Annotated in this window: 25 protein-coding genes and 1 pseudogene; 17 read left to right on the forward strand and 9 right to left on the reverse strand. The window is 75.0% G+C overall.

Annotated elements, in window-relative coordinates; all coding sequences use genetic code 11:
• Positions 1–14: 14 nt before the first annotated feature.
• The 4 genes from purB (at position 15) to ACFQH9_RS23520 (ending at position 3,566) form a co-directional block, all read left to right on the forward strand.
• Complete coding sequence (gene purB / locus ACFQH9_RS23505; RefSeq protein ID WP_379569000.1) at positions 15–1,436, forward strand: adenylosuccinate lyase; 1,422 nt, start codon at positions 15–17, stop codon at positions 1,434–1,436.
• On the forward strand, positions 1,433–2,269 hold the full coding sequence (locus tag ACFQH9_RS23510) for a phosphoribosylaminoimidazolesuccinocarboxamide synthase (RefSeq protein ID WP_379569002.1): 837 nt from the start codon (positions 1,433–1,435) through the stop codon (positions 2,267–2,269). Before purB ends, ACFQH9_RS23510 begins: the two co-directional genes overlap by 4 nt.
• A 177-nt stretch (positions 2,270–2,446) precedes the next feature.
• Positions 2,447–3,196 (forward strand): DUF2334 domain-containing protein, encoded by a 750-nt coding sequence (locus ACFQH9_RS23515; RefSeq protein WP_379569004.1) that lies wholly within the window; start codon positions 2,447–2,449, stop codon positions 3,194–3,196.
• Between the two features lie 82 nt (positions 3,197–3,278).
• Positions 3,279–3,566, forward strand: a complete 288-nt coding sequence (locus tag ACFQH9_RS23520; RefSeq protein ID WP_379569006.1) for a hypothetical protein — start codon at positions 3,279–3,281, stop codon at positions 3,564–3,566.
• A gap of 99 nt (positions 3,567–3,665) precedes the next feature.
• On the opposite strand, the gene ACFQH9_RS23525 is transcribed toward ACFQH9_RS23520, so the two are convergent.
• The 4 genes from ACFQH9_RS23525 to ACFQH9_RS23540 form a co-directional block, all read right to left on the reverse strand.
• Positions 3,666–4,628: a zinc-binding dehydrogenase gene (locus ACFQH9_RS23525; RefSeq protein ID WP_379569008.1), complete on the reverse strand. Its 963-nt coding sequence runs from the start codon at positions 4,626–4,628 to the stop codon at positions 3,666–3,668.
• 72 nt (positions 4,629–4,700) lie between these two features.
• Positions 4,701–5,162 (reverse strand): VOC family protein, encoded by a 462-nt coding sequence (locus tag ACFQH9_RS23530; RefSeq protein WP_379569010.1) that lies wholly within the window; start codon positions 5,160–5,162, stop codon positions 4,701–4,703.
• 71 nt (positions 5,163–5,233) lie between these two features.
• Positions 5,234–5,872, reverse strand: a complete 639-nt coding sequence (locus ACFQH9_RS23535; RefSeq protein WP_379569012.1) for an MBL fold metallo-hydrolase — start codon at positions 5,870–5,872, stop codon at positions 5,234–5,236.
• A 42-nt stretch (positions 5,873–5,914) separates the two neighbouring features.
• Entirely contained in the window at positions 5,915–6,922 is a 1,008-nt protein-coding gene (locus tag ACFQH9_RS23540) for an NAD-dependent epimerase/dehydratase family protein (protein WP_379569014.1), read from the reverse strand.
• A 25-nt stretch (positions 6,923–6,947) separates the two neighbouring features.
• On the opposite strand from ACFQH9_RS23540, the gene purS reads away from it, so the two are divergent.
• Genes purS through ACFQH9_RS23565 form a run of 5 tightly spaced genes read left to right on the forward strand, consistent with a single transcriptional unit; the run spans position 6,948 to position 11,193 of the window.
• Positions 6,948–7,178, forward strand: coding sequence for a phosphoribosylformylglycinamidine synthase subunit PurS (gene purS / locus ACFQH9_RS23545; protein ID WP_379569016.1), 231 nt, complete (start codon positions 6,948–6,950; stop codon positions 7,176–7,178).
• The gene (gene purQ, locus ACFQH9_RS23550) at positions 7,175–7,861 is read left to right on the forward strand and encodes a phosphoribosylformylglycinamidine synthase subunit PurQ (protein ID WP_379569018.1); all 687 of its coding nucleotides are present in this window, start codon (positions 7,175–7,177) and stop codon (positions 7,859–7,861) included. The genes purS and purQ overlap by 4 nt, the downstream gene beginning before the upstream one ends.
• Before the next feature lie 55 nt (positions 7,862–7,916).
• Positions 7,917–9,098 carry a PP2C family protein-serine/threonine phosphatase gene (locus tag ACFQH9_RS23555; protein WP_379569020.1) on the forward strand — a complete coding sequence of 394 codons (1,182 nt, stop codon included), beginning with the start codon at positions 7,917–7,919 and terminating at the stop codon, positions 9,096–9,098.
• The gene (locus ACFQH9_RS23560) at positions 9,095–10,744 is read left to right on the forward strand and encodes a sensor histidine kinase (protein ID WP_379569022.1); all 1,650 of its coding nucleotides are present in this window, start codon (positions 9,095–9,097) and stop codon (positions 10,742–10,744) included. The genes ACFQH9_RS23555 and ACFQH9_RS23560 overlap by 4 nt, the downstream gene beginning before the upstream one ends.
• On the forward strand, positions 10,744–11,193 hold the full coding sequence (locus ACFQH9_RS23565) for a response regulator (RefSeq protein ID WP_379569024.1): 450 nt from the start codon (positions 10,744–10,746) through the stop codon (positions 11,191–11,193). Before ACFQH9_RS23560 ends, ACFQH9_RS23565 begins: the two co-directional genes overlap by 1 nt.
• Before the next feature lie 18 nt (positions 11,194–11,211).
• On the opposite strand, the gene ACFQH9_RS23570 is transcribed toward ACFQH9_RS23565, so the two are convergent.
• Positions 11,212–11,586, reverse strand: a complete 375-nt coding sequence (locus ACFQH9_RS23570; RefSeq protein ID WP_379569026.1) for a hypothetical protein — start codon at positions 11,584–11,586, stop codon at positions 11,212–11,214.
• A gap of 170 nt (positions 11,587–11,756) precedes the next feature.
• Here ACFQH9_RS23570 and purL point away from each other — a divergent pair, with 170 nt between their 5' ends.
• From purL to purM, 5 genes are all read left to right on the forward strand, one after another.
• Positions 11,757–14,099: a phosphoribosylformylglycinamidine synthase subunit PurL gene (gene purL, locus ACFQH9_RS23575; protein WP_379569028.1), complete on the forward strand. Its 2,343-nt coding sequence runs from the start codon at positions 11,757–11,759 to the stop codon at positions 14,097–14,099.
• Entirely contained in the window at positions 14,096–14,446 is a 351-nt protein-coding gene (locus ACFQH9_RS23580; RefSeq protein WP_379569030.1) for a sterol carrier family protein, read from the forward strand. Before purL ends, ACFQH9_RS23580 begins: the two co-directional genes overlap by 4 nt.
• A gap of 138 nt (positions 14,447–14,584) precedes the next feature.
• Positions 14,585–16,798, forward strand: a complete 2,214-nt coding sequence (locus ACFQH9_RS23585; RefSeq protein WP_379569032.1) for a putative bifunctional diguanylate cyclase/phosphodiesterase — start codon at positions 14,585–14,587, stop codon at positions 16,796–16,798.
• A 34-nt stretch (positions 16,799–16,832) separates the two neighbouring features.
• Entirely contained in the window at positions 16,833–18,425 is a 1,593-nt protein-coding gene (purF, locus tag ACFQH9_RS23590) for an amidophosphoribosyltransferase (RefSeq protein WP_379569034.1), read from the forward strand.
• A 124-nt stretch (positions 18,426–18,549) separates the two neighbouring features.
• Positions 18,550–19,653, forward strand: coding sequence for a phosphoribosylformylglycinamidine cyclo-ligase (gene purM, locus ACFQH9_RS23595; RefSeq protein ID WP_379569036.1), 1,104 nt, complete (start codon positions 18,550–18,552; stop codon positions 19,651–19,653).
• 168 nt (positions 19,654–19,821) lie between these two features.
• Here purM and ACFQH9_RS23600 read toward each other — a convergent pair whose 3' ends face one another.
• Together ACFQH9_RS23600 and ACFQH9_RS23605 are read right to left on the reverse strand one after the other, a co-directional pair.
• Positions 19,822–20,526, reverse strand: a complete 705-nt coding sequence (locus tag ACFQH9_RS23600) for an NUDIX hydrolase (RefSeq protein ID WP_379569038.1) — start codon at positions 20,524–20,526, stop codon at positions 19,822–19,824.
• Between the two features lie 334 nt (positions 20,527–20,860).
• Positions 20,861–21,058: a DUF3073 domain-containing protein gene (locus ACFQH9_RS23605; protein WP_379569040.1), complete on the reverse strand. Its 198-nt coding sequence runs from the start codon at positions 21,056–21,058 to the stop codon at positions 20,861–20,863.
• A gap of 221 nt (positions 21,059–21,279) precedes the next feature.
• Here ACFQH9_RS23605 and ACFQH9_RS23610 point away from each other — a divergent pair, with 221 nt between their 5' ends.
• A complete protein-coding gene (locus tag ACFQH9_RS23610; RefSeq protein WP_379569042.1) occupies positions 21,280–22,116 on the forward strand; it encodes a DUF8083 family protein in 837 nt (278 codons plus the stop codon).
• Here the strand turns inward: ACFQH9_RS23610 and ygfZ are convergent.
• On the reverse strand, positions 22,113–23,198 hold the full coding sequence (ygfZ, locus tag ACFQH9_RS23615) for a CAF17-like 4Fe-4S cluster assembly/insertion protein YgfZ (RefSeq protein ID WP_379569044.1): 1,086 nt from the start codon (positions 23,196–23,198) through the stop codon (positions 22,113–22,115). The two genes, ACFQH9_RS23610 and ygfZ, sit on opposite strands and share 4 nt — an antisense overlap.
• Positions 23,195–23,653 (reverse strand): Fur family transcriptional regulator, encoded by a 459-nt coding sequence (locus ACFQH9_RS23620; protein ID WP_417715128.1) that lies wholly within the window; start codon positions 23,651–23,653, stop codon positions 23,195–23,197. Before ACFQH9_RS23620 ends, ygfZ begins: the two co-directional genes overlap by 4 nt.
• A gap of 188 nt (positions 23,654–23,841) precedes the next feature.
• Here ACFQH9_RS23620 and ACFQH9_RS23625 point away from each other — a divergent pair, with 188 nt between their 5' ends.
• Positions 23,842–25,200: a DivIVA domain-containing protein gene (locus ACFQH9_RS23625; RefSeq protein ID WP_379569046.1), complete on the forward strand. Its 1,359-nt coding sequence runs from the start codon at positions 23,842–23,844 to the stop codon at positions 25,198–25,200.
• Positions 25,201–25,244: 44 nt separating this feature from the next.
• A pseudogene (locus tag ACFQH9_RS23630) lies at positions 25,245–26,001 on the forward strand (hypothetical protein); the annotation flags it as partial.

The following is a 26,001-nucleotide window of genomic DNA, read 5'->3' on the forward strand; positions in this document are numbered from 1 at the left end:
TAAGCTGGCACAACGTGGTCATCCCCAACGTCCTCGCCGCCCGCTACGCCAGCCCGCAGCTGGTCGGGATCTGGTCGCCCGAGTACAAGATCGTGCTGGAGCGCCGCCTGTGGATCGCGGTGCTGAAGGCGCAGCGCGACCTGGGCGTCGACGTGCCGGAGCAGGCGATCGCCGACTACGAGCGTGTGGTCGAGCAGGTCGACCTGGCCTCGATCGCCGAGCGCGAGCGCGTGACCCGGCACGACGTGAAGGCCCGCATCGAGGAGTTCAACGCCCTCGCCGGCCACGAGCATGTGCACAAGGGCCTGACCAGCCGCGACCTCACCGAGAACGTCGAGCAGCTGCAGATGCGGCTGTCGCTGGAGCTGGTCCGCGACCGCACGGTCGCGGTGCTGGCCCGGCTGGCCCGGCGGGCGTCGGAGCACGCCGAGCTGGTCATGGCCGGCCGCAGCCACAACGTCGCGGCCCAGGCCACCACGCTCGGCAAGCGCTTCGCCTCCGCGGCCGACGAGCTGCTCGTCGCGTACCGGCGGCTGGAGGAGCTGCGGGCGCGCTACCCGCTGCGCGGCATCAAGGGCCCGGTCGGCACCGCGCAGGACATGCTCGACCTGCTCGACGGGGACGCGGCCAAGCTCGCCGAGCTCGAGCGGCGGGTCGCCGAGCACCTCGGCTTCGCGGGCGTGTTCACCAGCGTCGGGCAGGTGTACCCGCGCTCGCTCGACCACGACGTCTGCTCGCTGCTCGTGCAGCTGGGCGCGGCGCCGTCGTCGCTGGCCACCACGATCCGGCTGATGGCCGGCCAGGAGCTGGCGACCGAGGGCTTCAAGCCCGGCCAGGTCGGGTCGAGCGCCATGCCGCACAAGATGAACACCCGCTCCGCGGAGCGGATCAACGGGCTGCAGGTGGTGCTGCGCGGCACCGCGTCGATGGCCGCCGAGCTGGCCGGCGCGCAGTGGAACGAGGGCGACGTGTTCTGCTCGGTCGTCCGCCGGGTCGCGCTGCCCGACGCCTTCTTCGCCCTCGACGGCCTGTACGAGACCACGCTGACCGTGCTCGACGAGTTCGGCGCCTACCCGGCCGTGATCGCCCGCGAGCTGGACCGCTACCTGCCCTTCCTCGCCACCACCAAGGTGCTGATGGCGGCGGTGCGGGCCGGGGTGGGTCGGGAGACCGCACACGAGGTGATCAAGGAGCACGCGGTCGGCGTCGCGCTCGCGATGCGGGAGCAGGGCCAGCAGGAGAACGACCTGCTGCAGCGCCTGCAGGAGGACCGCCGGCTCGGCCTGCCGGCCGGCCTGCTCGACGGGCTGCTCAAGGACCCGCTGTCCTTCACCGGCGCCGCGACCGCTCAGGTCGGCGCGGTCGTCGCGCAGGTCGCGGAGATCACCGACGCGCACCCCGAGGCCGCCGCCTACACGCCCGGAGCGATCCTGTGAAGCTGCTGCACTCCGGCAAGGTCCGGGACATCTACTCCGACCGGGGCGACATCGTGCTGGTCGCCTCGGACCGGCTGTCGGTGTTCGACGTCATCCTCCCGACGCCGGTGCCGGACAAGGGCAAGATCCTCACCGCGCTGTCGCTGTGGTGGTTCGACAAGGTCGCGGACCTGGTGCCGCACCACGTCCTGAGCTCCACCGACGTCCCGGAGGAGCTCGCCGGGCGGGCCGTGCGGTGCCGGCGGCTGGAGATGCTGCCGGTCGAGTGCGTCGCGCGCGGGTACCTCACCGGCTCCGGGCTGAAGGACTACCGGCGCACCGGGGCGGTCTCCGGGGTCGCGCTCCCGCCCGGGCTCGAGGACGGGTCCCGGCTGCCGGAACCGATCTTCACGCCGTCGTCGAAGGCGCCGCAGGGCCAGCACGACGAGGCCATCACCTATGCGGACGTCGTCGACCTGGTCGGCGCCGAGACCGCCGCCCGGATCCGGGACCTCACGCTCGAGGTCTACCGGATGGGCGCGGAGGTCACCGAGAAGAACGGGATCCTGCTCGCCGACACCAAGCTCGAGTTCGGCCGCGACCCCGCGACGGACGACATCGTGCTGGGCGACGAGGTGCTCACCCCGGACTCCTCCCGGTTCTGGCCCGCCGACCAGTGGGAGCCCGGCCGCCCGCAGTACAGCTTCGACAAGCAGTACGCGCGGGAGTGGGCGCTCTCCACGGGCTGGGACAAGACCGAGCCGGGGCCGGAGGTGCCGCCGGAGGTCGTCGCGGCCGTGCGGGCCCGGTACGCCGAGGTCTACGAGCGGATCACCGGCACGCCCTGGGCGTGAACGGGTCGGCCCGGCCTTCTGCGCAGTCTGGTTCCATAACGCGATCGTGAGCCGGGTTCCGCCGCAGTCTGGTTCCACGACGCGCCACGAATCCCTTCTTCACGCGTCGGGGAACCATCACGCGGTCCTCACACCGGGGTCGCCGGACGTTCACATCCGGCGCGTTCCCTTCGGGGCATGCCCGCCCGACTGGTCGTCTCGCTCTCCGGGCTCACCGACGCCCGGGGCGACGCCCTGCCCCGCGCCCGCGCGCTGGCCGCCGACCTGGACCTGCGCGGCGTCCCGCTGACCCACCTCGTGCAGCCCGCCTCGCCGGACGGGCCGCCGTCGCCCGAACTGGTGTCGTGGCTGCGTGGACGGACCCGTGGGGCCGACGCGCTCGCCCTGCACGGCTACGACCACACCCCCGACCCGGCCCGGCGCGGCGGCGTCGGGCGCAAGGGCGAGTTCGCCGCCCTGCCCCGGCACGAGGCCGGGCTGCGGCTCACCGCCGCCCGCCGCGCGCTGACCGGGCTCGGCCTGACCACCGCCGTGTTCGCCGCGCCGCGCTGGCTCGCCTCGCCCGGCACCGTCGAGGCGGTGCGCGGACAGGGCTTCCGGATGTGCCTCGACGAGGGCGGCGTCCACCTGTTCGACGACGGCGTGCTCCTGCGGGCGCGCGCCCTCGGCTTCCGCCTGGAGGCCGTGGTGTCCGGTGAGGAGCGCCGGCGGGCGGAGTCGTGGCGCTGCCGGCTGCTGCACGCCGAGGCCGTGCGGATCGCCCGGCGGGCCGGGGTGGCGCGGATCGGCGTGCGCGCCAAGGACCTCCGCCGGCCCGACCGGGTCCGCACCGTGCTGGGGACGGTCGACGCGGTGCTCGCCGAGGGTGCCTGGCCCACCACGTACGCCGCGCTGTCCGCCACCGCCCCGGCCGCCCGCACCGCCTGAGAAGCCCGAGGCCCGAGGGCCCTGGCGCTCCCCCGATCGTGGGAGGACCCTGTCCGGCTTCCGGGAGAGAAGGGAGAGGGACATGCCGTACGGCCGCTGTGTCATCTACTCGTTCGCCGGTGACGAGCAGGAGATGATCGACAAGGCGAAGGCCGGGATGCTGCCGATCTTCAAGGCCCAGCCGGGCTTCCTCGCCTACGGGTGCATCGTCCAGGACGGGAAGATCGTCTCGACGAGCGCGTGGGAGTCGCAGTCCGACGCCGAGGCGGCCGACGACGCCGCCCGGCAGTGGGTGAAGGACAACATCGACGCCACCGTGCTCGAGCGCTACGTCGGCGAGTACGCGTGGTTGGAGTTCGCCCAGAAGTAGACCCCACGGCGCGAGTCGGCACTCCCGGGCGTCCGAACGCCACCTTTCGGGATGTCCCGGGAGGTGTGACTCGGTGACCCGGGAGTGCCGACTCGCGGCTCAGGGGACCAGCACGGCCTTGCCCAGGACCTCACGGTTCTGCAACGCGGTGTGCGCGTCCGCGGCCTTGGCGAGCGGGAACCGCCCGCCGACGACGGGCCGGATCCGGCCCCGCGCCGCCTCGCGCAGCATCCGCTCCTGGCGGGCCCGGCGGCCGCCGCCGAACTCGGCGAGCTGCTCCAGCCCACGCACGGAGATCCCGCGGGACCGCGCCTCCGCCGGGTCCACCTCGGTCGGCGGGCCGCCCGCGACGCCGTAGTTGGAGTAGCGGCCGCCCTCGCCGACCAGCCCGAACGCGACCCGGCCCAGCTCGCCGCCGACCCCGTCCAGCACGACGTCGACCTGTCCGACCCGCCGCCGGACGGCGTCGGCCCAGCCGGGCTCGCCGTAGTCCACGGCGAGGTCCGCGCCGAGCGAGCGGGCCAGCGCGAGCTTCTCCGTGCCCCGCGCCGCCGCGAGCACCCGCGCCCCCGTCGCCCGGGCGAGCTGCACGAGCAGGCTGCCCACCCCTCCCGCCGCCGGCAGCACCAGCACGAGCTCGCCGGGCCGGACGCCGACGTCGCCGAACAGCGCCAGCGCGGTGCCGCCGTCGTGCAGCATGACCATCGCCTCGGCCGCGTCGAGCCCGTCGGGCACCGGGAGGACGGAGGTCAGCGGCGCGGCGAGCTGCTCGGCGTACGCCCCGCCCTCGACGTCGGCCAGCACCCGCCGCCCGAGCCACCCCGGGTCGACGCCCTCGCCCACCGCCCGGACCCGGCCCGCCGCCCCGCGCCCCGGGACGTAGGGGAGCGGGGTCGCGAACCGCGGGCCGGCGTCCCCGCGCCGGATGATCGTGTCGAGGGTGAGCACTCCCGCGGCCTCCACCGCCACCACGACCCCGCCCGGTCCCGCGACCGGGTCCGGTGCCTCCACCGGCCGCAGCACCTCGGGGCCGCCGAACTCCTCCACCCTGATGACCAGCACGTCTCCTCCTCCGACCGTCGACGCGTCCACCCTCGGAGCTGAAGTCGGGTCGAGGTCAAGGGGCCGGTCGGATCAGTCCAGGCAGAACTCGTTGCCCTCGGGGTCGGCCATCACGACGAACCCCGCGCTCATCGGGGGCTCGGGCTCGGCGCGACCGATCCGCGTCGCCCCCAGCGCGACGAGCCGCGCGCACTCGGCCTCGAGCGCCGCCATCCGCTCCTCGCCCTGCAGGCCCGGAGCCGCCCGGACGTCGAGATGGACGCGGTTCTTGGCGACCTTGTCCTCCGGCACCCGCTGGAAGAAGAGGCGGGGACCCTGCCCGTCCGGGTCCTCGATCGCCGAGCGCGAGTTGCGCTGCTCCTCGGGCACACCGATCCGGGCGAGGAAGTCGTCCCAGGCCGCCAGCGGATCGGCGCCCGCGGCGAGCTCGACGCCGGGCGGGCCGGGGTGCACGTAGCCCAGGACCTCGCGCCAGAAGGTGGACAGCGCCCGCGGGTCGCGGGCGTCGAAGGTGACCTGGATGTGGCGGCTCACGCGTGCTCCGTTCCTCGGGGTTCCGGTGCGGGTGATGATCGCGCAGCACGCCGCCTCCCCGGGCGGTTCTCCTAGACGGTCGTCGCTCGTTCGCGGTCGAGCACCGCGACCCGGGTCTGCGCGGGGGCGAGGTTCGTGAACAGGCCGTAGTGCATCGCCGGGTTCGCGAGCACGGCCTCGTGGATCGGCACGGCGGTGCGTGGGCTCATCGCGCGCAGGTAGTCCACGGCGTCGCCGGCCTTGAGCCACGGCGCGCCGGTCGGCAGCAGCAGGGTGTCGACGGGGTCGCGGCCCTCGGGCAGCGGGACGTAGGCGTCGCCGGGGTGCAGCAGGGTGTCGTCGACGAGGTAGCCGTTGTTGCGGACGAGGGGGATGTCGGGGTGGATCACCGCGTGGTCGCCGTTCCCGACGACCTCGACCCGCGCACCGGCGACCTCGAGCACGGCGCCCGGCGCGGTCGTCTCGTGGGGCGGGCCGTCGAGCTGCTCGGCGGTGCCGGCGTCGACGATCAGCCGGGCGTCCGGGTTGGCGCGCAGCAGCGCCGCGAGCCGGTCGGCGTCGAGGTGGTCGAAGTGCTGGTGGGTCACCAGGATCGCGTCGAGCCCGGTCAGCGGCTCGAAGCCGGTGGAGAAGGCGCCGGGGTCGAACAGCAGGCGGGCGGAGCCGGTGTCGACCAGCACGCAGGCGTGGCCGTAGTGCGTGAGCTGCATGCCCCCACCCTGCTCCCGTCCGCGGCGGCGGGCACGGGCGGGCTACAGCAGGGCGGCCTCCTCGGCCGCGGTGAGGCCCGCGACCCGGGGCCGGTCCGCGCCGAGCTCGCGCTCCCACGCCAGCGCCGCCCGGGCGGTCTCGGCGAGCGGGCGGGCGGTGAACCCGGCCGCGAGGGTCGCGGAGACGTCCCGGTCGACGATCCCCCAGTGGGACTCCGGCAGCCAGAGCGGCAGCGACCGCGGTCCGGCCCAGATGCCCACCCCCGCCGCGGCCAGCTCCTCGGCCGGGCGCCCGACGAGCTCCAGGTCGGGTGCGCCGACGGCCGCGGCCACCTCGTCGAGCAGGGCGGCCAGGGTGGTGCCCGGCGCGGTGCCGTCGAACGTCCCGCCGAGCCCCTGCTCGGCGCTGCGCACGATCCACTCCGCGAGGTCCCGCACGTCGACGACCTGCGCGGGATGCCCCGGCACCTCCGGCACCACGGCCCGCCCGCCGCGGGCGAACCGCGCCGCCCAGTACCCGAACCGGTCCCAGACGTCGCCCGGCCCGCACATCAGCCCGCCGCGCACCACCAGGGCCCGGTCGCCGTACGCCGCCCGGACCGCCTCCTCGCAGGCGACCTTGACCGTGCCGTAGAGCTCGGGGTCCTCGGGGGTGGTGGCGGACACGTCGCTGCGCGGGGCCAGCAGGGGAGCGGCGGCCGTCTGCCCGCGGGTCGCGGTGTCCGCGTAGGCGTTGATCGAGGAGACGAAGGTCCAGTGCCCGGCGTCGACCGCGGCGAGCGCGTCGCGCACCCACGGCAGCGACATCGTGGCGACGTCGACGACGGCGTCGAACCGGCTGCCGCGCAGGGGGGCGTGCGACACGTCGCGGTCCACCTCGACCAGCTCCGCCCCCGCCGGCACCGACCCGGAACGCCCGCGCGCCGCGCACACCACCTCGTGGCCCGCGCCCACCGCGGCCGCCGCGACCGCGCGTGAGAGGAACACCGTCCCGCCGAGCACCAGCAGCCGCATGTCACCAGCCTCACCCGGCCGGGGCGGCGTCGTCATCCCTGTTCACCGTAGGCTTGACGGCGTGGCGAGAGTGGTCGTGGACGTGATGCCCAAGCCCGAGATCCTGGACGTGCAGGGCCAGGCGGTCTCGCGGGCCCTCACCCGGATCGGCGTGTCCGGGATCGAGGTGCGGCAGGGCAAGCACTTCGAGCTCGAGGTGGACGACTCGGTCGACGACGAGACCCTGCACCGCATCGCCGCGGACCTGCTGGCCAACCCGGTGATCGAGGACTGGACGGTGACGAGGGTATGAGCACGCGGATCGGGGTCATCACCTTCCCCGGCACGCTCGACGACGTCGACGCCTCGCGTGCGGTCCGGTACGCCGGGGCCGAGCCCGTCGCCCTCTGGCACGGCGACCACGACCTGCGCGGGGTCGACGCCGTGGTGGTGCCCGGCGGCTTCTCCTACGGCGACTACCTGCGGGCCGGGGCGATCGCGAGCCTCGCGCCGATCATGCGCGAGGTCGTCGCGGGCGCGGCCGAGGGGCTGCCCGTGCTCGGCATCTGCAACGGCTTCCAGATCCTCTGCGAGGCCGGCCTGCTGCCGGGCGCGCTGACCCGCAACGAGAAGCTGCACTTCGTCTGCCGGGACCAGAAGCTCCGCGTCGAGAACGCCGACACCGCCTGGACCCGCGGGTTCGTCCGGGGCGAGGAGATCCTCGTCCCGGTGAAGAACGCCGAGGGCCGGTTCGTCGCGGCGCCCGAGACGCTGAAGGCCCTGGAGGCCGAGGGCCGCGTGGTGTTCCGCTACGTCGGCGGCAACCCCAACGGCTCGGTCGCCGACATCGCCGGCGTCGCATCGGAGAACGGCCGGGTCGTGGGCCTCATGCCGCACCCGGAACACGCCATCGACCTGCTCACCGGACCCTCCGAGCAGGGCCTCGGTCTGTTCACCTCGGTCCTGGGCGCGCTCGCGGGTGCTCCCGCAGCCTGAGATCGTCCCGGGCCCATTAGGCTGGCGGTCCGCTCCACCGACCGAGAGGCCGTTCGTGACCCGACCCCTGCCCGGAGCCGCCGGCCACCGGGTCCTGCTGGTCGAGGACGACCCGGGCGACGTCTTCCTCGTGCAGGAACTGCTCGCCGAGGTCGACCCGTCCGTCCGGGTCACCGTGGCCGAGTCGGTGCGGGCCGTGGTCGAGCGGAACCTGCTGCCGGCCGCCGACTGTGTGCTTCTGGACCTGAACCTCCCCGGGGTCAGCGGGCTCGACGGGCTGCGCGAGGTGCTCCAGGCGGACCCGTCGGCCGCGGTCTGCGTGCTCACCGGGCTCGACGACGAGCACCTCGGCATCGCCGCGGTCGGGGTCGGCGCCCAGGACTACCTGGTCAAGAACAAGGCCGACGGCGCGGTGCTGATCCGGGCGATCCGCTACGCCGTCGAGCGCCGGCGGGCCGAGGCCAGCATGGTCCGGCTGCGCGAGGAGCAGCTCGTGGCGGCGGAGTCGGTGCGCCTGGAGCGCGGCCTGTTGCCCTCGCTGCTGCTCGACGGCAGCTCGGTCCACGGCCGCTCCTTCTACCGCTCGGGGCGGACCCGCGCGGTGATCGGCGGGGACTTCTTCGACGCGGTCCGCAGCCCGTCCGGCACGGTGCACGCGATCATCGGCGACGTGTCCGGCCACGGGCCGGACGAGGCGGCGCTCGGCGCCCTCCTGCGGGTGTCCTGGCGCGCGCTGGTGCTGGCCGGGGTCGACGAGCCGCAGATCCTGCCGAACCTGCAGGAGGTGCTGGTCAGCGAGCGGCACGAGCGCACCCTGTTCACCACCGTCTGCACCCTGCGGATCGACCGGACCGCCGAGGGCCGCGACCGGGTGCTGATCCGGGCCGCCGGTCACCCGCCGCCCGTCTCGCTGCGGCCCGAACCGGTGTCGCTGCGCCCCCGGGTCGGTGTGCCGCTCGGCGTGCTGCGGGACGCGAAGTGGGAACCGGAGGTCCTGGAGCTGCCCCCGGGGTGGGCGTTGCTGCTGTTCACGGACGGACTGATCGAGGGGCGGGGCGTCCGGCCGGACGAGCTGCTCTGGCAGGAGGGGCTGGTCGAGGTGCTCGGGAAGGAGCGGGACACGCCGATGTCCGAGCTTCCGGGCAGGCTGGTCGAGCACGTCGAGCGGATCAACGGCGGTCCGCTCGCCGACGACGTCGCCATGCTCCTGCTGTCCGACCTCGCGGCCGAGGCGTGAGCGCCCCCGCACCGCCCCGCCGCCGGGGCTCGATGCGGCTGCGCCTGGATTCCGCGGCGCTGGAGGAGGCCGCCCAGCGCTGGACCCTGCGCCGGTGGTTCACCGTGGGCGCGACGGTCCTCGGGCTGCTCTCGCTGCTCGCCGTCGCGCTCGGGGCCTGGGCCGTCGTCCGGATCGCCGACGCCCGCACCGTGCTGTACGACGAGGTCGCGCCCGCCGTCACGGCCAGCCAGGACCTGTCGTCGGCGTTGCTGGACCAGGAGATCGGTGTCCGCGGGTTCACCATCCTGTCCGCCGACGAGTTCCTGGCCCCCTACGTCGACGGTCGTGCGGCCGAGGCGGCCGCGGTCGCGCAGCTGCAGCCGCTCGAGCGGACCCTGCCCGGCGCGGGACTCGGCACCGCGCTGACCGAGGTCGAGACGGCCGCGGACACCTGGCGCCGGGACTACGCCGAGCCCACGATCGCCGCCGCCCGCGCGGGTGCGCCCACCCCGGACGCCCAGCAGGGCCGCCTGCTGTTCGAGCGGGTCCGGGCCGCCTCCGGCGCCCTGGTCGACGACCTGCGGGACGAGCGGCAGACCGCCCGGCAGCAGCTCGACGGCGCGATCACGTTCCTGGCCGTCGTCGGCATCACCATCACGATCGTGGCCGCGGTGTTCCTGCTGCTGGCCGCGCTCGGGCTGCGGAAGGTCATCCTCAAGCCGATCCGCCGGCTGGCCGAGCAGACCCGCCAGGTCGTCGAGGGGCGGGTGAGCACGCACGTCCTCGGCAGCGGGCCCCGCGAGCTCGTGGCGCTCGGCGCCGACGTGGAGGCCATGCGCGCCCACATCCAGCGCGAGGTCGACGAGCTGCAGGAGGCCAACTCCAAGCTCGACGACCGGACCCGCGACCTCGAGCGGTCCAACCGCGACCTGGAGCAGTTCGCCTACGTCGCCAGCCACGACCTGCAGGAGCCCTTGCGCAAGGTCTCCAGCTTCTGCCAGCTGTTGCAGCGGCGCTACGGCGGCAAGCTCGACGAGCGGGCCGACCAGTACATCGAGTTCGCCGTGGACGGCGCCCAGCGCATGCAGCGGCTGATCAACGACCTGCTGGCCTTCTCCCGGGTCGGCCGCACGACGACCGGCTTCGAGCCCGTCGACCTCGGCCGGGTCGCGCGGGCCGCCGCCGCGCAGCTCGCCTCCGCGGTGGAGGAGACCGGCGGCGAGGTCGTGATCGACGAGGGCCTGCCGACCGTCCCCGGCGATCCCTCGCTCGTCCAGCAGCTGCTGATGAACCTGATCGGCAACGGGCTGAAGTTCCACCGCACGGACGTGCCGCCGGTGGTGCGCATCGGCGCCGTCCGGCGCGGCGACGAGTGGGAGGTCTGGGTGTCGGACAACGGCATCGGCATCGAGCCCGAGTTCGCCGACAAGATCTTCGTGATCTTCCAGCGACTGCACGGCCGGGAGGTCTACGCCGGCACCGGCATCGGCCTCGCCCTGGCGAAGAAGATCGTCGAGTTCCACGGCGGCCGCATCTGGGTCGACCACGGCGCGCCCGAGGAGCCCGGCACCACCATCCGCCTGACCCTGCCGGTGTCCCCGGCCGACCCGCCCCCCGCCGACCCGGCCCTCGCCGGGGCGGTCCCGAGCAAGGAGTCCCCGTGATGAGCGAAGCGCTCACCGACCCCGCCCGCATCGTCAACGTCCTGCTGGTCGAGGACGACCCGGGCGACGTCCTCATGACCCGCGAGGCCTTCGAGGAGCACCTGCACAACCGGCTCGACGTCGTCACCGACGGCGCGGCGGCGCTGGCCTACCTGCGCAACGAGCCGCCGTACGAGGACCGCCCGCGGCCGGACCTGATCCTGCTCGACCTCAACCTCCCGCGCCGCGACGGCCGCGAGGTGCTCGCCGAGGTCAAGGCGGACGAGAAGCTGCGCTCCATCCCGGTCATCGTGCTCACCACGTCCCAGGCGGAGGAGGACGTGCTGCGCAGCTACCAGCTGCACGCCAACGCCTACGTGACCAAGCCGGTGGACTTCGACGGCTTCATCGAGGCCATCAAGCAGATCGACCACTTCTTCGTCAGCGTGGTCAAGCTGCCCGGCAGCTGAGCGGCGCCGCCGCGCCGGTCAGAGCATCGCCTCGATCTCGGCGCGGTGGTACTTGAGCGGCGTGGTCGGGAAGCCGAACTCGTCCTTGTGCAGCGTCGCCGAGCCGCACCAGCCGCAGCGGCCGGCGGCGTCGATCACCGCGCGCCCCTCCAGCTCGGCACGCCGGTCCGCGGGGGCGGCGCGGCCGAGCGTCGCGGGCGCACCCGCGGCCAGTGCCGGGGGCTGCCTGCGCGCCCTGACCTGCTTGTAGATCCAGTAGGCGCCCACCGGGATCGCGACGATCAGCGCGATCCCGAGCAGCCACTGCACCAGCCCGACGGCCACGCCGATCGCGATCCCCGCCAGCACCAGCACCCCGACGACCTGCGCGACCCGCAGCACGACCTTCGACACGACCGGCCTCCTCCCGCACCCGTGAGCGACGGTACCGGGATCCGGGCCTCCGGGGACTGGGCCGAACGGCCGGTACCGCCGGCCGGTCGCGGCTCGGACGGACCGCGTGACCGCGCGGGGTGACGGACGGCTCGCGGAGGTGGTCTCCCGCGGCGTTTACGCTGGTACCCGTGACCGAGCTCGACGCCCGCACCGTCACCGACCTCCCCCTCGACACCGTCGCGGCCGCGGCGGCCACGCCCGACCAGGCGCAGCCGTACCGCGAGCTCGGCCTCAAGGACGACGAGTACGCCCGCATCCGGGACATCCTGGGGCGCCGGCCCACGGACGCCGAGCTGGCCATGTACTCCGTGATGTGGAGCGAGCACTGCTCCTACAAGTCCTCCAAGGTCCACCTGCGCTACTTCGGCGAGACCACGACCGAGGCCATGCGCGAGCGGATGCTCGCCGGCATCGGCGAGAACGCCGGGGTGGTCGACATCGGCGACGGCTGGGCCGTCACGTTCAAGGTCGAGTCGCACAACCACCCGTCGTACGTGGAGCCCTACCAGGGCGCGGCGACCGGCGTGGGCGGGATCGTCCGGGACATCATGGCGATGGGCGCGCGGCCGATCGCCGTCGGCGACCCGCTGCGCTTCGGCCCGGCCGACGCCCCGGACACCGCCCGGGTGCTGCCCGGCGTGGTCGCCGGGGTCGGTGGCTACGGCAACTGCCTGGGTCTGCCCAACGTCGGCGGCGAGGTCGTCTTCGACCCCAGCTACGCCGGCAACCCGCTGGTCAACGCCCTGTGCGTGGGCGCGATGCGGACCGAGGACCTGCACCTGGCGTTCGCGTCCGGCACCGGCAACAAGATCATCCTGTTCGGCGCGCGCACCGGGCTCGACGGCATCGGCGGCGTGTCCGTGCTGGCCAGCGAGACCTTCGGCGAGGGCACCGGCCGCAAGAAGCTGCCGAGCGTCCAGGTGGGCGACCCGTTCACCGAGAAGGTCCTCATCGAGTGCTGCCTGGAGCTGTTCCACGCCGGCCTGGTCGTCGGCATCCAGGACCTCGGCGGCGCCGGCCTCTCCTGCGCCACCTCCGAGCTGGCCAGCGCGGGCGACGGCGGCATGCACATCGACCTCGACGCCGTCCCCCTGCGCGCCACCGGCATGACCCCGGCCGAGATCCTCTCCAGCGAGTCGCAGGAGCGGATGTGCGCGGTCGTGAAGCCGGAGAACGTCGAGGCGTTCATGGCGGTGTGCCGCAGGTGGGACACCCTCGCCACCGTGATCGGCGAGGTCACCGACGGGGACCGGCTGGTCATCGACTTCCACGGCGAGACCGTGGTCGACGTGCCGCCGCGGACCGTCGCGCACGACGGGCCCGTCTACGAGCGGCCGGTCCTGCGGGGCAAGGGGCAGGACGAGCTGGTGGCGAACTCGCCGGCCGCGCTGCCCCGGCCCTCGGCGCCGTCGGAGCTGCGCGCCGAGATCCTGCGCATGGCGGCCTCGCCGAACCTGTGCAGCCGCGCGTGGGTCACCGACCAGTACGACCGCTACGTCCGCGGCAACACCGCCGCCGCGCAGCCCGCCGACGCCGGCGTGGTCCGCGTCGACGAGACCACCGGCCGCGGGATCGCCGTGGCCACCGACTGCAACGCCCGGTTCGCCGCACTGGACCCCTACGCGGGGGCGCAGCTCGCGCTGGCCGAGGCGTACCGGAACGTCGCCACCTCCGGCGCCGTGCCGCTCGCGGTGACCAACTGCCTGAACTTCGGCTCGCCGGAGGACCCGCACGTCATGTGGCAGTTCTCCGAGGCCGTCCGCGGGCTGGCCGACGGCTGCGCGCAGCTCGGCATCCCGGTCACCGGCGGGAACGTGAGCTTCTACAACCAGACCGGCACCCAGGCGATCCTGCCGACGCCCGTGGTGGGCGTGCTCGGGGTGATCGACGACGTGGCCGCCCGCATCCCGTCCGGCTTCCGCCGCGAGGGCGACGTCGTCGTCCTGCTCGGGTCCACGGCCGACGAGCTGGGCGGCAGCGAGTGGGCGCACGTCGCGCACGGGCACCTGGGCGGCGAGCCCCCGGCCGTCGACCTCGCGCACGAGCAGCGGCTGGCGGAGCTGCTGGTGGCGCAGGCCGGCGTGCTCACCGGCAGCCACGACCTCTCCGACGGCGGCCTGGCCCAGGCCCTGGTCGAGGCGGCGCTGATCGGCGGGCACGGCGCGTCCGTCGCGCTGCCGGCCGCGCAGGCGGTGGACCCGTTCGTGGCGCTGTTCTCCGAGAGCACCGGCCGGGTGCTCGTCACGGTGGCCCCCCAGGCCGCCAGGGCCCTGCTCACGGCGGCCGCCGAGGCCGGCGTCCCGGCCGAGCGCCTCGGCGTCGTGGGCGCGGCCGAGCCGGCGGGCGCCGAGCTGGGGATCGCCGGCGTCGCCGTCCTGCCGCTCGCCGAGCTGCGCGCGGCGTGGGAGGGCACCCTGCCGGCGCTCTTCGAGGCCGACCGCGAGGCGCGGGCGGGCGCCGAGACCCTGTGACCGGCCCCGGGGGCGGGGCGGACCTGCTCGACGCGTGGCTGGCGGGCGGCGCCGCCCCGCCACGCGGCGTGATCAAGGAGGCCGTCAAGGAGTCCCTGGCGGCCCTGGCCGAACGCGCCCCCGGACGGAGCGTCGAGGTCCGGATCCCGCCCTATGCGGCGATCCAGTGCATCGAGGGGCCCCGACACACCCGCGGCACCCCGCCGAACATCGTCGAGACGGACGCCCGGACCTGGCTCGCGCTCGCCACGGGGCGTCTGAACTGGACGGATGCCGTCGGATCGGGCACCGTGAGCGCGTCGGGGTCACGCGCCCCGGAGGTCGGTGCGCTGCTCCCGCTGCGCTGAGGACCGCCGTCCGGGAGGCCCGTCGCGTCCCCGAACGGGCGATGCCTGCGCCATCCTGGTGGCGAAACGGCGTCGCGAGGTCGAAGATTGCCCCGATCGGTACACGGACGGGCCCGACTGGTGACGGGAGGTGGCTGCGTGGTGGCAGCGGGTAACCTCTCGAGCCCTGACGACCTGCCGTCCGGACTGCTGCGCACGGCCGCCGCGGGTGCGATCGGCGGGCTCGGCGGGATCCTCGGCGAGCAGCCCGGGCCGGAGCTCCGCTCGCTCGCCGAGCGCTGGGCCGAGCTCCTCCCGAACGCCGCCGTCGAGGACGCGGGCGTGCTCGCGACGCTGCTCACCCGGCTGGGCTCCGCGCTGCGGGCCGAGCCCTTCTGGCCGCTGGCCGTGCGCGGGATCGGGGCCGACCTGGCCGCGTCGGGCTTCTGCGGGGACCGGGCGGGCCTGGTGGGGGCCGCGCCGGAGGACGTCCTGCCCGGCACCGTCCGGCTTCTGCGCGAGGCCGGGCCGGGCGCGCTCGGCCTGACCTCCCCGACGGACCGGCAGCGGCTGTCCCTCGCGCTCGACGAGCTGGCCGCCGGGTTCGCCGGCGCCCTGCGCTTCCGCGCCCACCAGGCGCAGGAGGACCTCATGCGGGCCACGCTGCGGGCCCGCCGGGACGTCGAGAAGGCGCTCGCGGAGAGCGAGGCGCACTACCGCACGATCTACACCCAGGGCCCGGTCGGGATCGCCATCGCGACGCTCGACGGCCAGGTCGTCGACCTCAACCCGGCCGCCTGCCGGATGCTGGGCATGCTGGAGCGCCCGGTCCTGCCGCGGCCGGTCTCCGACTTCGTCCACCCGGACGACTACGAGGCCTTCGACGCCGCCTACCGCAGCCTGGTCTCCGGCACCCCGGACACGGTGAGCATCGACGTCCGGTTCGCGGGGCCGACCGGGATGTACGTCTGGGGGCACGTCACCGGCTCGCTGATCCGGGACGACACCGGCCGGCCCAGCCACCTCATCGGCGTGATCGAGGACGTCTCGGAGCGGTACCGGCTGCGCACCCGGCTGGTCGAGGCCTCCTCGCGGGACCGGCTCACCCGGCTGCCGAACCGGGACATCACCGAGGAGGCCGTGCGGCAGGCGTTCGCCGGCTCGGCCACCCGGGTCGGGCTGTGCGCGATCGACGTCGACGACTTCCGCCGGATCAACGAGATCCACGGGCACGCCGTCGGCGACGCGCTGCTCGCGGCGCTGGCCGCCCGGCTGCGCACCGCGGCCGGCCCGCACCTGGTCACCCGCACCGGGGGCGACGAGTTCGCCGTGCTGTTGACCGACCCCGAGGGCGTCGGCGAGGTGTGCGCGGTCGCGGACCGGCTGCTGGAGGCGCTCGCGGCGCCGTTCCACGTCGCGGGCCGGTGGATCGGGGTCACGGCGAGCATCGGGATCGCGGAGGGCGGCACCGCGGCCGAGTGCCCGTCGGAGCTGGAGCGCGCGGCGGGCGTGGCGCTGTCCTGGGCGAAGGGCCAGGGCGGCGGCACCCGGGCGGTGTTCGACCCCGAGCGCGACGCGGGCGAGGCGGCCCGGTTCGCGCTGCTCGCCGGCCTGCGCGGGGCGGTCGAGGGGGACCAGTTCCGGCTGGCCTACCAGCCGTTGGTGCGGCTGGCGGACCGCTCGGTGCGCGGCGTCGAGGCCCTGGTCCGCTGGGAGCACCCGGAGCAGGGGCTGCTCGGTCCGGGCCGGTTCATCGAGCTCGCCGAGCGCAGCGGGGCGATCGTGCCGCTCGGCCGGTGGGTGCTGGGCGAGGCGTGCCGGCAGGCGGCGTCCTGGCAGGAGGAGCTGGGGATCGACGCGCCGTACGTGAGCGTCAACGTCTCCCCGGTGCAGCTGCCGGAGCAGGGCTTCGTGGAGGAGGTCGTGAGCCTGCTCGCGGAGACCGGGCTGGCCCCGGACCGGTTGCAGCTGGAGATCACCGAACAGGCCGTCCTGGGCGACGAGCCCGCCTCCATGGACGCCCTGTCGGCGCTGCGCGCCGCGGGGGTGCGGCTCGCGCTCGACGACTTCGGCACCGGCTACTCCAGCCTCGCCTGGCTGCGCCGGCTGCCGGTGCACGCGCTGAAGATCGACGGCTCGTTCATCGACGGGCTCCGGCACGAGCGGCCGGACCCCGTCGACGAGAGCATCGTCGGATCGCTGGTGGCGATGGCGCACGCGCTCGGCCTCGAGGTCACCGCCGAGTGGGTGGAGACGGACGTGCAGGCGGACCGGCTGCGGCGGCTCGGGTGTGACCTGGGTCAGGGCCGGTGGTTCGGTGACGCCGGTCCCGCCGGATGGGTTCCGGGCCTGCGGCGGCGTACGATCGAGTAGCCTGCGACACCGAGTGCCCCGAGGAGCGAGTGCGTTGAGTTCCAGCCGGAACGAGACCCCCGTCCACTCCGACGAACCCACCCCTCGTCAGCTCGACGACTCCCCCAAGGAGGAGTGCGGCGTCTTCGGCGTCTGGGCTCCCGGGGAGGACGTCGCCAAGCTGACGTACTACGGCCTCTACGCCCTGCAGCACCGCGGGCAGGAGGCCGCCGGCATCGCCGTCTCGGACGGCCGCCGGATGGTCGTCTTCAAGGACCTGGGCCTGGTCAGCCAGGTCTTCGACGAGCAGACCCTCTCGTCGTTGCGCGGCCACCTGGCCGTCGGCCACTGCCGCTACTCCACCACCGGGTCCACGACCTGGGAGAACGCGCAGCCGGTCTTCCGCACCACCGCCACCGGCAGCGGCCTGGCCCTCGGCCACAACGGCAACCTGGTGAACACCGCGGAGCTGCGCGACGAGGTCGGGAAGCTGCAGGACAAGGGCCGCGACGCCGTGCAGGCCACCACGGACTCGGACCTGGTCGCCGAGCTGCTCGCCGCCACCTCCGCCGACACCGGCGTCGAGGAGGCCGCGATGCGGCTGCTGCCGCGCGTGCGCGGCGCCTTCTCCTTCGTGTTCGCCGACGAGAGCACCCTCTACGCCGCCCGCGACCCGCACGGCGTCCGCCCGCTCGTCCTGGGCCGGCTGGAGCGGGGCTGGGTCGTCGCCAGCGAGACCGCCGCGCTGGACATCGTCGGTGCGTCGATGGTCCGCGAGGTCGAGCCGGGCGAGCTGCTCGCCATCGACGCGGACGGCATGCGCAGCGCGCACTTCGCGGCGCCCGAGCCCAAGGGCTGCGTCTTCGAGTACGTCTACCTGGCCCGCCCGGACACCACGATCTCCGGCCGGTCGGTGCACGCGGCGCGCGTCGAGATCGGCCGCAGGCTCGCGGAGGAGGACCCGGTCGAGGCGGACCTGGTGATCCCGGTCCCCGAGTCCGGCACCCCCGCCGCCATCGGCTACGCCCAGGGCTCCGGCATCCCCTACGGCCAGGGCCTGGTCAAGAACGCCTACGTCGGCCGGACCTTCATCCAGCCCTCGCAGACCATCCGCCAGCTCGGCATCCGGCTCAAGCTCAACCCGCTGCGCGACGTCATCCGCGGCAAGCGCCTGGTCGTGGTGGACGACTCGATCGTCCGCGGCAACACCCAGCGCGCGCTCGTCCGGATGCTGCGCGAGGCCGGGGCGCTCGAGGTGCACGTCCGGATCGCCTCGCCGCCGGTGCGCTGGCCCTGCTTCTACGGCATCGACTTCGCCAGCCGCGCGGAGCTCGTCGCCAGCGGGCTGGACACCGAGGGCGTGCGGCGCTCCATCGGCGCGGACTCGCTCGCGTACGTGTCGGTGGACAACATGGTCGCCGCCAGCGAGCAGCCCCGCAGCCGGCTGTGCTGCGCCTGCTTCGACGGCGAGTACCCGATCCCGCTGCCCGAGGAGGCCCGGCTGGGCAAGCACCTCCTCGAGGCCCCGGCGCTCGACGCCGCGGGTGCGGCCTCCGGCGACCCCGGACCGCTGCGGGAGAACGGCCGGGACACCCCGGCGCCCCTCTCCGTCGGCTACGGTGCTGCGGAAGCCCTGAACAGGCCCTGAGGCCTGTCCCGGCCCGGGACGCCACCAGCGGACCGGGCGGCCGGAGCGGCACACCCTCGCCGATCCGGCGGACGCGGGTGCCCCCGTGTCCGAGACCTCCCCCGAAGGAACGAGAGCCCGTCCCATGCCGACCCCTCCGTCGACCCCCGAGCAGGACCCGCGTGCCAGCTACGCCGCCGCGGGCGTGGACATCGAGGCGGGTGAGGAGGCCGTCGAGCAGCTCCGGCCCTACGCCGAGAAGGCCACCCGCCCCGAGGTGATGGGCGGGATCGGCGGGTTCGCCGGGCTGTTCGCACCGAAGCTCGGCAAGTACACCGAGCCCGTGCTGGCCGCGTCGACGGACGGGGTGGGCACCAAGGTCGCGATCGCGCAGGCGATGGACAAGCACGACACCATCGGCCTCGACCTGGTCGCGATGGTGGTCGACGACCTGGTGGTCTGCGGGGCGGAGCCGCTGTTCCTGCAGGACTACATCGCCGTCGGCAAGCTGGTGCCCACGCAGGTCGCCACGATCGTCAAGGGCATCGCCGAGGGCTGCCAGCAGGCGGGGTGCGCGCTGCTCGGCGGCGAGACCGCGGAGCACCCGGGGCTGATGGAGGCCGGCGGGTACGACCTGTCGGCCACCGGCGTCGGGATCGTCGAGGCCGAGACGATGCTGCGGCCGGAGCGGGTCCGGCCCGGGGACGTGCTCATCGCGATGGAGTCCTCCGGCCTGCACTCCAACGGCTACTCGCTGGCCCGTCACGTCCTGCTGGACATCGCCCGGATGCCGCTCGACGGGCACGTGGAGGAGTTCGGCCACACCCTCGGCGAGGAGCTGCTCACCCCCACCCGGATCTACGCGCGGGACTGCCTGGCGCTGGCCGCCGAGACCGGGGTGCGGACCTTCGCGCACATCACCGGCGGCGGGCTCGCGCGCAACCTCGAGCGGGTGCTGCCCAAGGGCCTCGTCGCCGTCGCCGACCGCGGGTCGTGGACGCCGGACCAGGTGTTCAAGCTGATCCAGGGCCGCGGCCGGGTCGAGCGCGCCGAGATGGAGAAGACCTTCAACATGGGCGTCGGCATGGTGGCGGTGCTGCCGCCGGACGACGTCGACCGCGCCCTCGCCGTCCTCACCGCCCGGCACGTGCCGGCCTGGGTGCTCGGCGACGTCCGGCGCGCCGAGGGCGAGGGCGCCGGCGAGGCCGGCACCCGGGTGCAGCTGGTGGGCGAGCACCCCCGCTTCTGAGCGACCCGGTCGCCACCGCCCCCGGGGCTTCCCGGCGCACGTCCTGCCCGCTCTCCGGCGCGCGTCGAAGATCCGAACTGCGCTCCTGGACGGGGCTCCGCGCGTTACGGATCCCTACTGCGTTCCCGACCGGGGCTCCGGACGCGTTATGGATCCCTACTGCGGCGGTCAGGCGTGGGTGTGGGCGAGGGCGGCGGGCTCGCGGAGCATCGGCGGGTGCAGCGCGGTGGCCGGGCCGCGGCGGAAGAGCTGCGGCGGCCGGCCCCGGCCGCCCGTCACGCGGGTGGCCGTCGGGATCAGGAAGCCCGGCGTGGAGGTGACCTTGCGCTGGAAGTTGCGCGGGTCGATCTCGGTGCGCCACACGGCCTCGTACACCCGGCGCAGGTCGGTCACGGTGAACTCCGGCGGGCAGAAGGCCGCGGCCAGGGTCGTGTACTCGAGCTTCGCCCGCGCCCGCTCCACGCCGTCCGCGAGGATCGCGTCGTGGTCGAAGGCCAGGCCGTAGACGTCCTCGACGGGCAGGAACGCCGCCGTCGGGCCGTTCGCGGGCTCGGGGTCCGGGATGTCGGGGAGCAGCGCCAGGTACCCCATGCTCAGCACCCGGCCACGCGGGTCCCGGTCCGGCGCCGCGTACCCGCCGAGCTGCTCGAGGTGGCCCTGCACCGCGCCCTGGGTCGCCGCGCCGGTCTGCGCGGCGAGCTCGCGTGCCGCGGTGTCCCCGAGGTCCTCCTCGGCCCGGACGAAACCACCCGGCAACGCCCAGTGGCTCTCGTACGGCCGCTCGCCGCGCCGGACGAGCAGCACGTGCAGCTGGTCATCGCGCACGGTCAGCACCACGAGGTCGACCGCCACCGCGAACAGGTTCCCGCGCATCACTCACCGCCTTCTCGTCGGCGTGAGGCTATCGGGTGAAGATCGGTGCCCGCCCGTCGGGAGGCGTGGCCGTCGGCGTGTCGGCCCGGGCCCGCGCAGGCGCTCCGACCTGCGGCGGAACCGTCCATGGCGGAGCGTGACCGGTACCCGCGGCGTCCACCGCCCGGGAACGGCGCCGGTGACCGTGGGGAGGCTCACGTCCCGCAGGACCCTGAGAGAGGGCACCACCGGCCCGACGCAGCCCTCCCACCCGTCCGGGAACGGGTGGGAGGTGCGTCGGTGTCGTGCGGTGGTGCTGAACAGCCCGCCCCGGCGGTGGGCGGTCGGGGCCGACCTAGCGGCGCTCGTCGTCCTCGTCGTCGTCGTACGACCCGTAGCGGTCGGCGTACTCGTCGTACGACTCGTCGTCGTCGGTTACCGCCGTCCCACTGCCGATCTCTCGCTGCAACGCATCGAGATCCATCGTGGGGGAGCTGTACTTGAGCGCTCGGGCCACCTTCGTCTGCTTGGCCTTGGCTCGTCCGCGCCCCATGGCTGGTCCCCCTTACAACAGGGAAGGGGCGGCCGGATGTCTCGGCGGCCCCGTCTGTGTCATCACTGTCCTGGGCTCCACAGTACCGTGCGACACCGGGAGCGTGCGACGTGGCATCGATGGTGTGACCGAGTTCCGTGCGCGTCGCCCGGGCGAGCGATCGCACCCGAGGTACGGAGCCCGTACCCGCGGCGCGGGCGGGTGCGGAAGGATCTCGGACCGTGCCGTCGCCGTTCCTCTCCTACCTGCGGGTCTACGAGCCGTTGCGCGCCTTCGACGGCCCGTCCGGCGCCGCGGTGCGGGCGGGGCTCGCACGGGGGGCCGTCCGGCCGGACCGGGCGGGGCACCGGGAGCGCGAGCTGTGCCTGCGGGCGACGCTGCTCGGCCGGCTCCTCCCGGGCGACGCCGGCGGCGGGTCGGGCGTCCCGGTCGACGTCCTGGTCCTCGGCGGCGAGGGCGGCGAGCCGTTCGTCTGCCCGCTCGACACCCGCCCGCGCGCCGCAGCCGCCGTGCTCGGCTTCCTGGCTGAGGAGGACCCGGTGCTGCGGTCGGCGGCGCTCGTGGTCCCCGAGGCCGCGGCGCGGCGCCGCGCGGAGCGGGCGGTGGCCGAGCTCGGCGACTCCGCGGCCCACGTCGTGACCGCGGCGTGGACCGTCCCGCTGCCGTGGTTCGCCCTGGTCGACGCCGAGGAACGGCAGGTCAGGCTGGACGCGCAGCGCCGCGTCTGGTGGCGGGTGCCGATCGCGAAGGCCCTCGGCCGGGCCGGGCAGGCCGAGCGCGTGGTGCGCGGCGCGGTCGGCGACGAGGGCCCCGCGGAGGTGCTCGCCGAGACCCGCGGCTGGCTCGAGCGGTTCGACCGGACCTCGATCGTCGAGCTGGACTACGGCGGGCTCGTCGACCTCCTCGACGACGCCGCGCTGCGCGCCGACGACTCCGCCGGCGAGGTCCGGCGCGCGCTGCGGCTGCTGCGCGCGGGCGAGCTCGACGAGGCCGCCGAGTGCTACGCGCGGCTGCGCGAGTTCTGGGGCGGGGTCGCCCTCCGGCAGCGGGACGGTTAGCGCACCCGCAGCTGGGCCGCGCGTCCGGGCGGTGGCGCACCGTCGTCGGCGACGTAGGAGTCCGGGTCGATGGCCGCGGGCGACGCGCGCTCGTCGGTCCCGGCGACGAGCGCGGCGTCGGCGGGCACCGACCGCTTCAGCAGGGCGAGCGCGACCGAACCCAGCTCGTGGTGCTGTGTGACACTGCCCACACGGCCGACGGTGCGGCCCTCCCGGAGGACCGGATCGCCGGTCACCGGCAGCTCCTCGTCGCCGGCGTCGAGGTGCAGCAGCACCAGCCGGCGCGGCGGCCGGCCGAGATTGGCCACCCGCGCGACCGTCTCCTGACCGCGGTAGCAGCCCTTGGTGAGGTGCACGGCCGACGGGATCCAGTCGACCTCGTGCGGGATGGTCCGGTCGTCCGTGTCGAGGTGCACGCGAGGGCGCCGCGCCTCGACCCGCAGTGCCTCGAAGGCCATCACCCCGGCCGGGCGTGCCCCGGAGGCCGTGAGCCGCGTCCACCAGGTCTCCCGGTCGGCGCGCGGGACGAGCACGTCGGCCGCGTCGGGTCCGGGCCACGGCATGCGGCGGACGAACCCTCCGCCTTCGGGCAGGGCGGCGCTCGCGTACGCGTCTTCGGGCACCGGGAGGCCGGCCGCGGCGAGCACCGCCGCGGTGTCCGGCCCCACCAGGGACAGCACGGCCAGCTCGCCGGTCGCGTCCCGCGGCTCGACCTTCGACCAGAACACCATCTTCTGCAGGTACGCCAGCAGCCCGGCCAGGTCGGCCTGCTCGGTGTCGAGCCACACCGTGCTGTCGACGTGCGACACGAGGGCGTGCTGCAGCACCCGGCCCTGCGCGTCGAGGATCAGCGCCTCGGTGCCGGCGCCCTCGGGCAGCTCGCTGACGTGCTGGCTCAGCAGCAGGTGCAGCCAGCTGAGCCGGTCCTCGCCGGGTACCGCGATCACGCCGCGGTGCGACCGGTCGACCACGGCGGCCGACCGGGCCATGGCCCGCTGTTCGGCGAGCGGGTCGCCGCGGTGGGCGGGTACGGCGGCGTCGGGGTCCGGCTGCCCGGCCGTGTCCTCGGGGGCCTCGCTCACGCGCGCGTCTCCTTCTGCTCGAGCTCCTCGGCCAGCTTCCGGTCGGCCTCCCGGCAGGTCGCGCAGCGGCCCGACAGTGCCACGTGCGTGACGTCGAGCTCGAAGTCCTCCTGCCCCCGCAGCCGGTCGGCCAGCGCCTCCATCAGGGCGGTGGGCGCCTCGGACACCGCGCCGCAGTGGTGGCACACGAGGTGGACGTGCTCGTGCTCCCGCTCGGAGTAGGTGGGCGCACCGTGTCCGAGATGGGTGTGCCGGACCAGCCGCAACTCCTCGAGGAGGTCGAGCGTGCGGTAGACGGTGGTGATGTTCACCGCCGGCGCCGCCCGTTGCACCTGCTGGCAGATCTGCTCGGGGGTGGCGTGGCCCAGCTCGCGGACCGCGTCGAGGACGAGCTGGCGCTGGGGCGTCATCCGCAGGCCGCGCCGGTGCAGCGTCGACTTGAGCGAGGTGTCCACGGTCCCGATGGTAGGCGCGTCGGAGGCCGTGGGACGGTGGCGAGGGTGAGTACTCCACGGCCTGCTGTCGCAAGTCGACTGGCCGGGTGGAGTCGTGCTCCGTTAGGGTGAACGCATCTGAACGCGAGTACGGATCTCCCTACCCTCGGCGAGGTGAGTGGTCGGGCGGCGACGGAAAGGGTCGGGACATGACGGCTGACGGGGGTGAGCGCTCGCTCGGTGCCCCGCGGTTCGACGTCGTGCTCCGCGGCTACGACCGCAGGCAGGTCGACGAGCACGTGGCGCGCCTGCAGCGGGTCCTGGCCCGCATGCGCGCGGACCTCGACGCCGTACGCAGCCATCCCTTCCCCGCCGTGGGTCCACAGCCCGGGATGGGCCCGGGCCGGCGCCCGATCGGCCCGATGCCGCCGATGGGTCCGCAGCCGGGTCCGCCCCCGGGACCCCGCCCGCGTCCCACGCCGCGCCCGCGCCCCGGCGGCCCCGAGTCGCCGGACATGATCGGCTCCTTCACCGAGCGGATGCAGAGCATCCTGCAGGCCGCCGAGGAGGAGGCCGAGGAGATCCGCGCCGCCGCCCGCCGGGACGCCGAGGCCGAGGCCGCGGCGGTCCGCAAGGAGCAGGAGAGCGCGCGGTCCGAGCTCGCCGAGCTGAGCCGCCAGCGCGACGCCGTCGTGGCCGAGCTGACGCGGCTGCGCGGGCAGCTGGAAGGCCTGCTCGGTGCCCCGACCGCCCGGTTCGCCGTGACCCCGCCCGCCGCGACCACGAGCGGCTCGAGTGGGACCCCGGCCGCGCCGACGGGCGAGGAGACGCGGAGCGAGCGGCCCGTCCGGCCCAGCCCGCGTCCCAAGCCCGCGCCCGCCGCCCCCGCCGAGGGGCCGGCCGCCGGCGCCGCCGCCCAGCCGCTGCCGGGCGCCGCGCCGTCGCAGGCCGAGGAGACCACCGCCGTGCGTCGCCCGGAGACCGGCGCGGGGTCGGGCGCCGGGTCGGACTCGGCCGCCGGGGACCTGTTCCGTCCCGCCTCCGAGGCCCGCGGCGAGAGCCGGCCGGAGTCGCGGGAGCAGGCCGAGCCGGCCACCACCATGGTGCCGCTCGCCTCGTCCGAAGAGGACGCCGAGAAGCCCGGCCCGTCTGCGCGGCAGGTGGAACCGGACCGCACGGTTGCGGTCTCCGCGGTCTCGGCGCTGTCGCCCACGAAGCGATCCGGGGACACCGGATCGGCTGAAAACTCGACTGCCGCCGCACGCACGCCGAGGGCTGACACGCCGGGTGACACGCCCGCGGCGAAGGCCGAGCCCGTGGCCGCCGCGCCCGCCGACGAGGCGTCCGAGACCGTCAAGGTGGGCGCGGTCCGGCCGAAGCCGGCTCCACCGGAGGGCGCCGGATCCACGCGAAACGCCAGGTCAGGCGCGTCCGAGGACTCCCGCAACGGCGCGTCCACCGGGGAGCGGAAGGGGGCCGGCGGTTCGTCGCCGGTCTCCGGGCGGCCCTCGGCGAGCGAGGACGTGACCAGTTCGGACCGGTCGACCTCGGGGTCACGCTCCGGATAGAACGGTTGCACACCGTGATGTAGATCGGCGTAGCGTGCGCGTCCATGGAGCAGGCCTTCTCGGCTGACGTCCTCGTGCCGCTCGGCATCGGGGTCGCGGCCCTGGTGATCGCCCTCGTGATCGTCGCGGTCCGGGCGGCGCGCGGCAGGGCGCGGTCCCGGAAGGTCCAGGAGACGCGACCGGAGGTCGAGCCGACCCACGCCGACTGGACCGGCGAGTCCGTCGGCGAGATGCCCGCTCCGCGTCCCGCGCCGGAGGTCGTTCCCGTCGCCGTCGGTGCCGAGGCCCCGGCTGCTGCCGAGGCGCCGCCCGCCGAGCAGCCGCGCCGGCAGACCGTGGCCGAGGCGGTGGCCGTGCGCGAGGCCGACACCGCGCCGTTGCCCGTGCAGTCCGACGTCCTGCTGGCCCGCGCCCGCGCCCACCGCGCGGCCGCCGAGCACGCCGCCGCCATCCAGGCGGAGGCGAACCGTGCGGCAGCTCGGCCCGACGACGCCGCGACGATCTCCGGGACAAGTTCCCGGGCGAGGGAGGAGTCGGTCCGCCGGGACCCGGGTACCGCGTCCGCGGCCGGGGCGGCGGGCCCCGGCGGCAGCGCGACCTCCGCCGGTGCGCCGCACGCGCCGGCCGCGGCCGAGCCCACGACCGCCGGGCCCACTGTCGAGCCCACGGCTGTCGGGCCCACTGTCGGACCCCCGACTGCCGAGTCCACGGCTGCCGAGTCCACGGCTGCCGGGCCCACGGCTGCCGGGCCCACGACCGCCGAGCCCACCGTCGCACCCACGACTGCCGAGCCGACGGCCG

The sequence above is a fragment of the Pseudonocardia lutea genome (assembly GCF_042658055.1).
In the GTDB taxonomy this organism is placed as follows: domain Bacteria; phylum Actinomycetota; class Actinomycetes; order Mycobacteriales; family Pseudonocardiaceae; genus Pseudonocardia; species Pseudonocardia lutea.

Bases quoted from the DNA above. Each gene is read 5' to 3' on its own strand.
- ACFQH9_RS23515 (WP_379569004.1), top strand. From the start codon at position 2,447: ATGCCCGCCCGACTGGTCGTCTCGCTCTCCGGGCTCACCGACGCCCGG.
- ACFQH9_RS23520 (WP_379569006.1), top strand. From the start codon at position 3,279: ATGCCGTACGGCCGCTGTGTCATCTACTCGTTCGCCGGTGACGAGCAG.
- ACFQH9_RS23535 (WP_379569012.1), bottom strand. From the start codon at position 5,872: ATGCAGCTCACGCACTACGGCCACGCCTGCGTGCTGGTCGACACCGGC.
- ACFQH9_RS23540 (WP_379569014.1), bottom strand. From the start codon at position 6,922: ATGACGACGCCGCCCCGGCCGGGTGAGGCTGGTGACATGCGGCTGCTG.
- purQ (WP_379569018.1), top strand. From the start codon at position 7,175: ATGAGCACGCGGATCGGGGTCATCACCTTCCCCGGCACGCTCGACGAC.
- ACFQH9_RS23565 (WP_379569024.1), top strand. From the start codon at position 10,744: ATGAGCGAAGCGCTCACCGACCCCGCCCGCATCGTCAACGTCCTGCTG.
- purM (WP_379569036.1), top strand. From the start codon at position 18,550: ATGCCGACCCCTCCGTCGACCCCCGAGCAGGACCCGCGTGCCAGCTAC.
- ACFQH9_RS23600 (WP_379569038.1), bottom strand. From the start codon at position 20,526: ATGCGCGGGAACCTGTTCGCGGTGGCGGTCGACCTCGTGGTGCTGACC.
- ACFQH9_RS23605 (WP_379569040.1), bottom strand. From the start codon at position 21,058: ATGGGGCGCGGACGAGCCAAGGCCAAGCAGACGAAGGTGGCCCGAGCG.
- ACFQH9_RS23625 (WP_379569046.1), top strand. From the start codon at position 23,842: ATGACGGCTGACGGGGGTGAGCGCTCGCTCGGTGCCCCGCGGTTCGAC.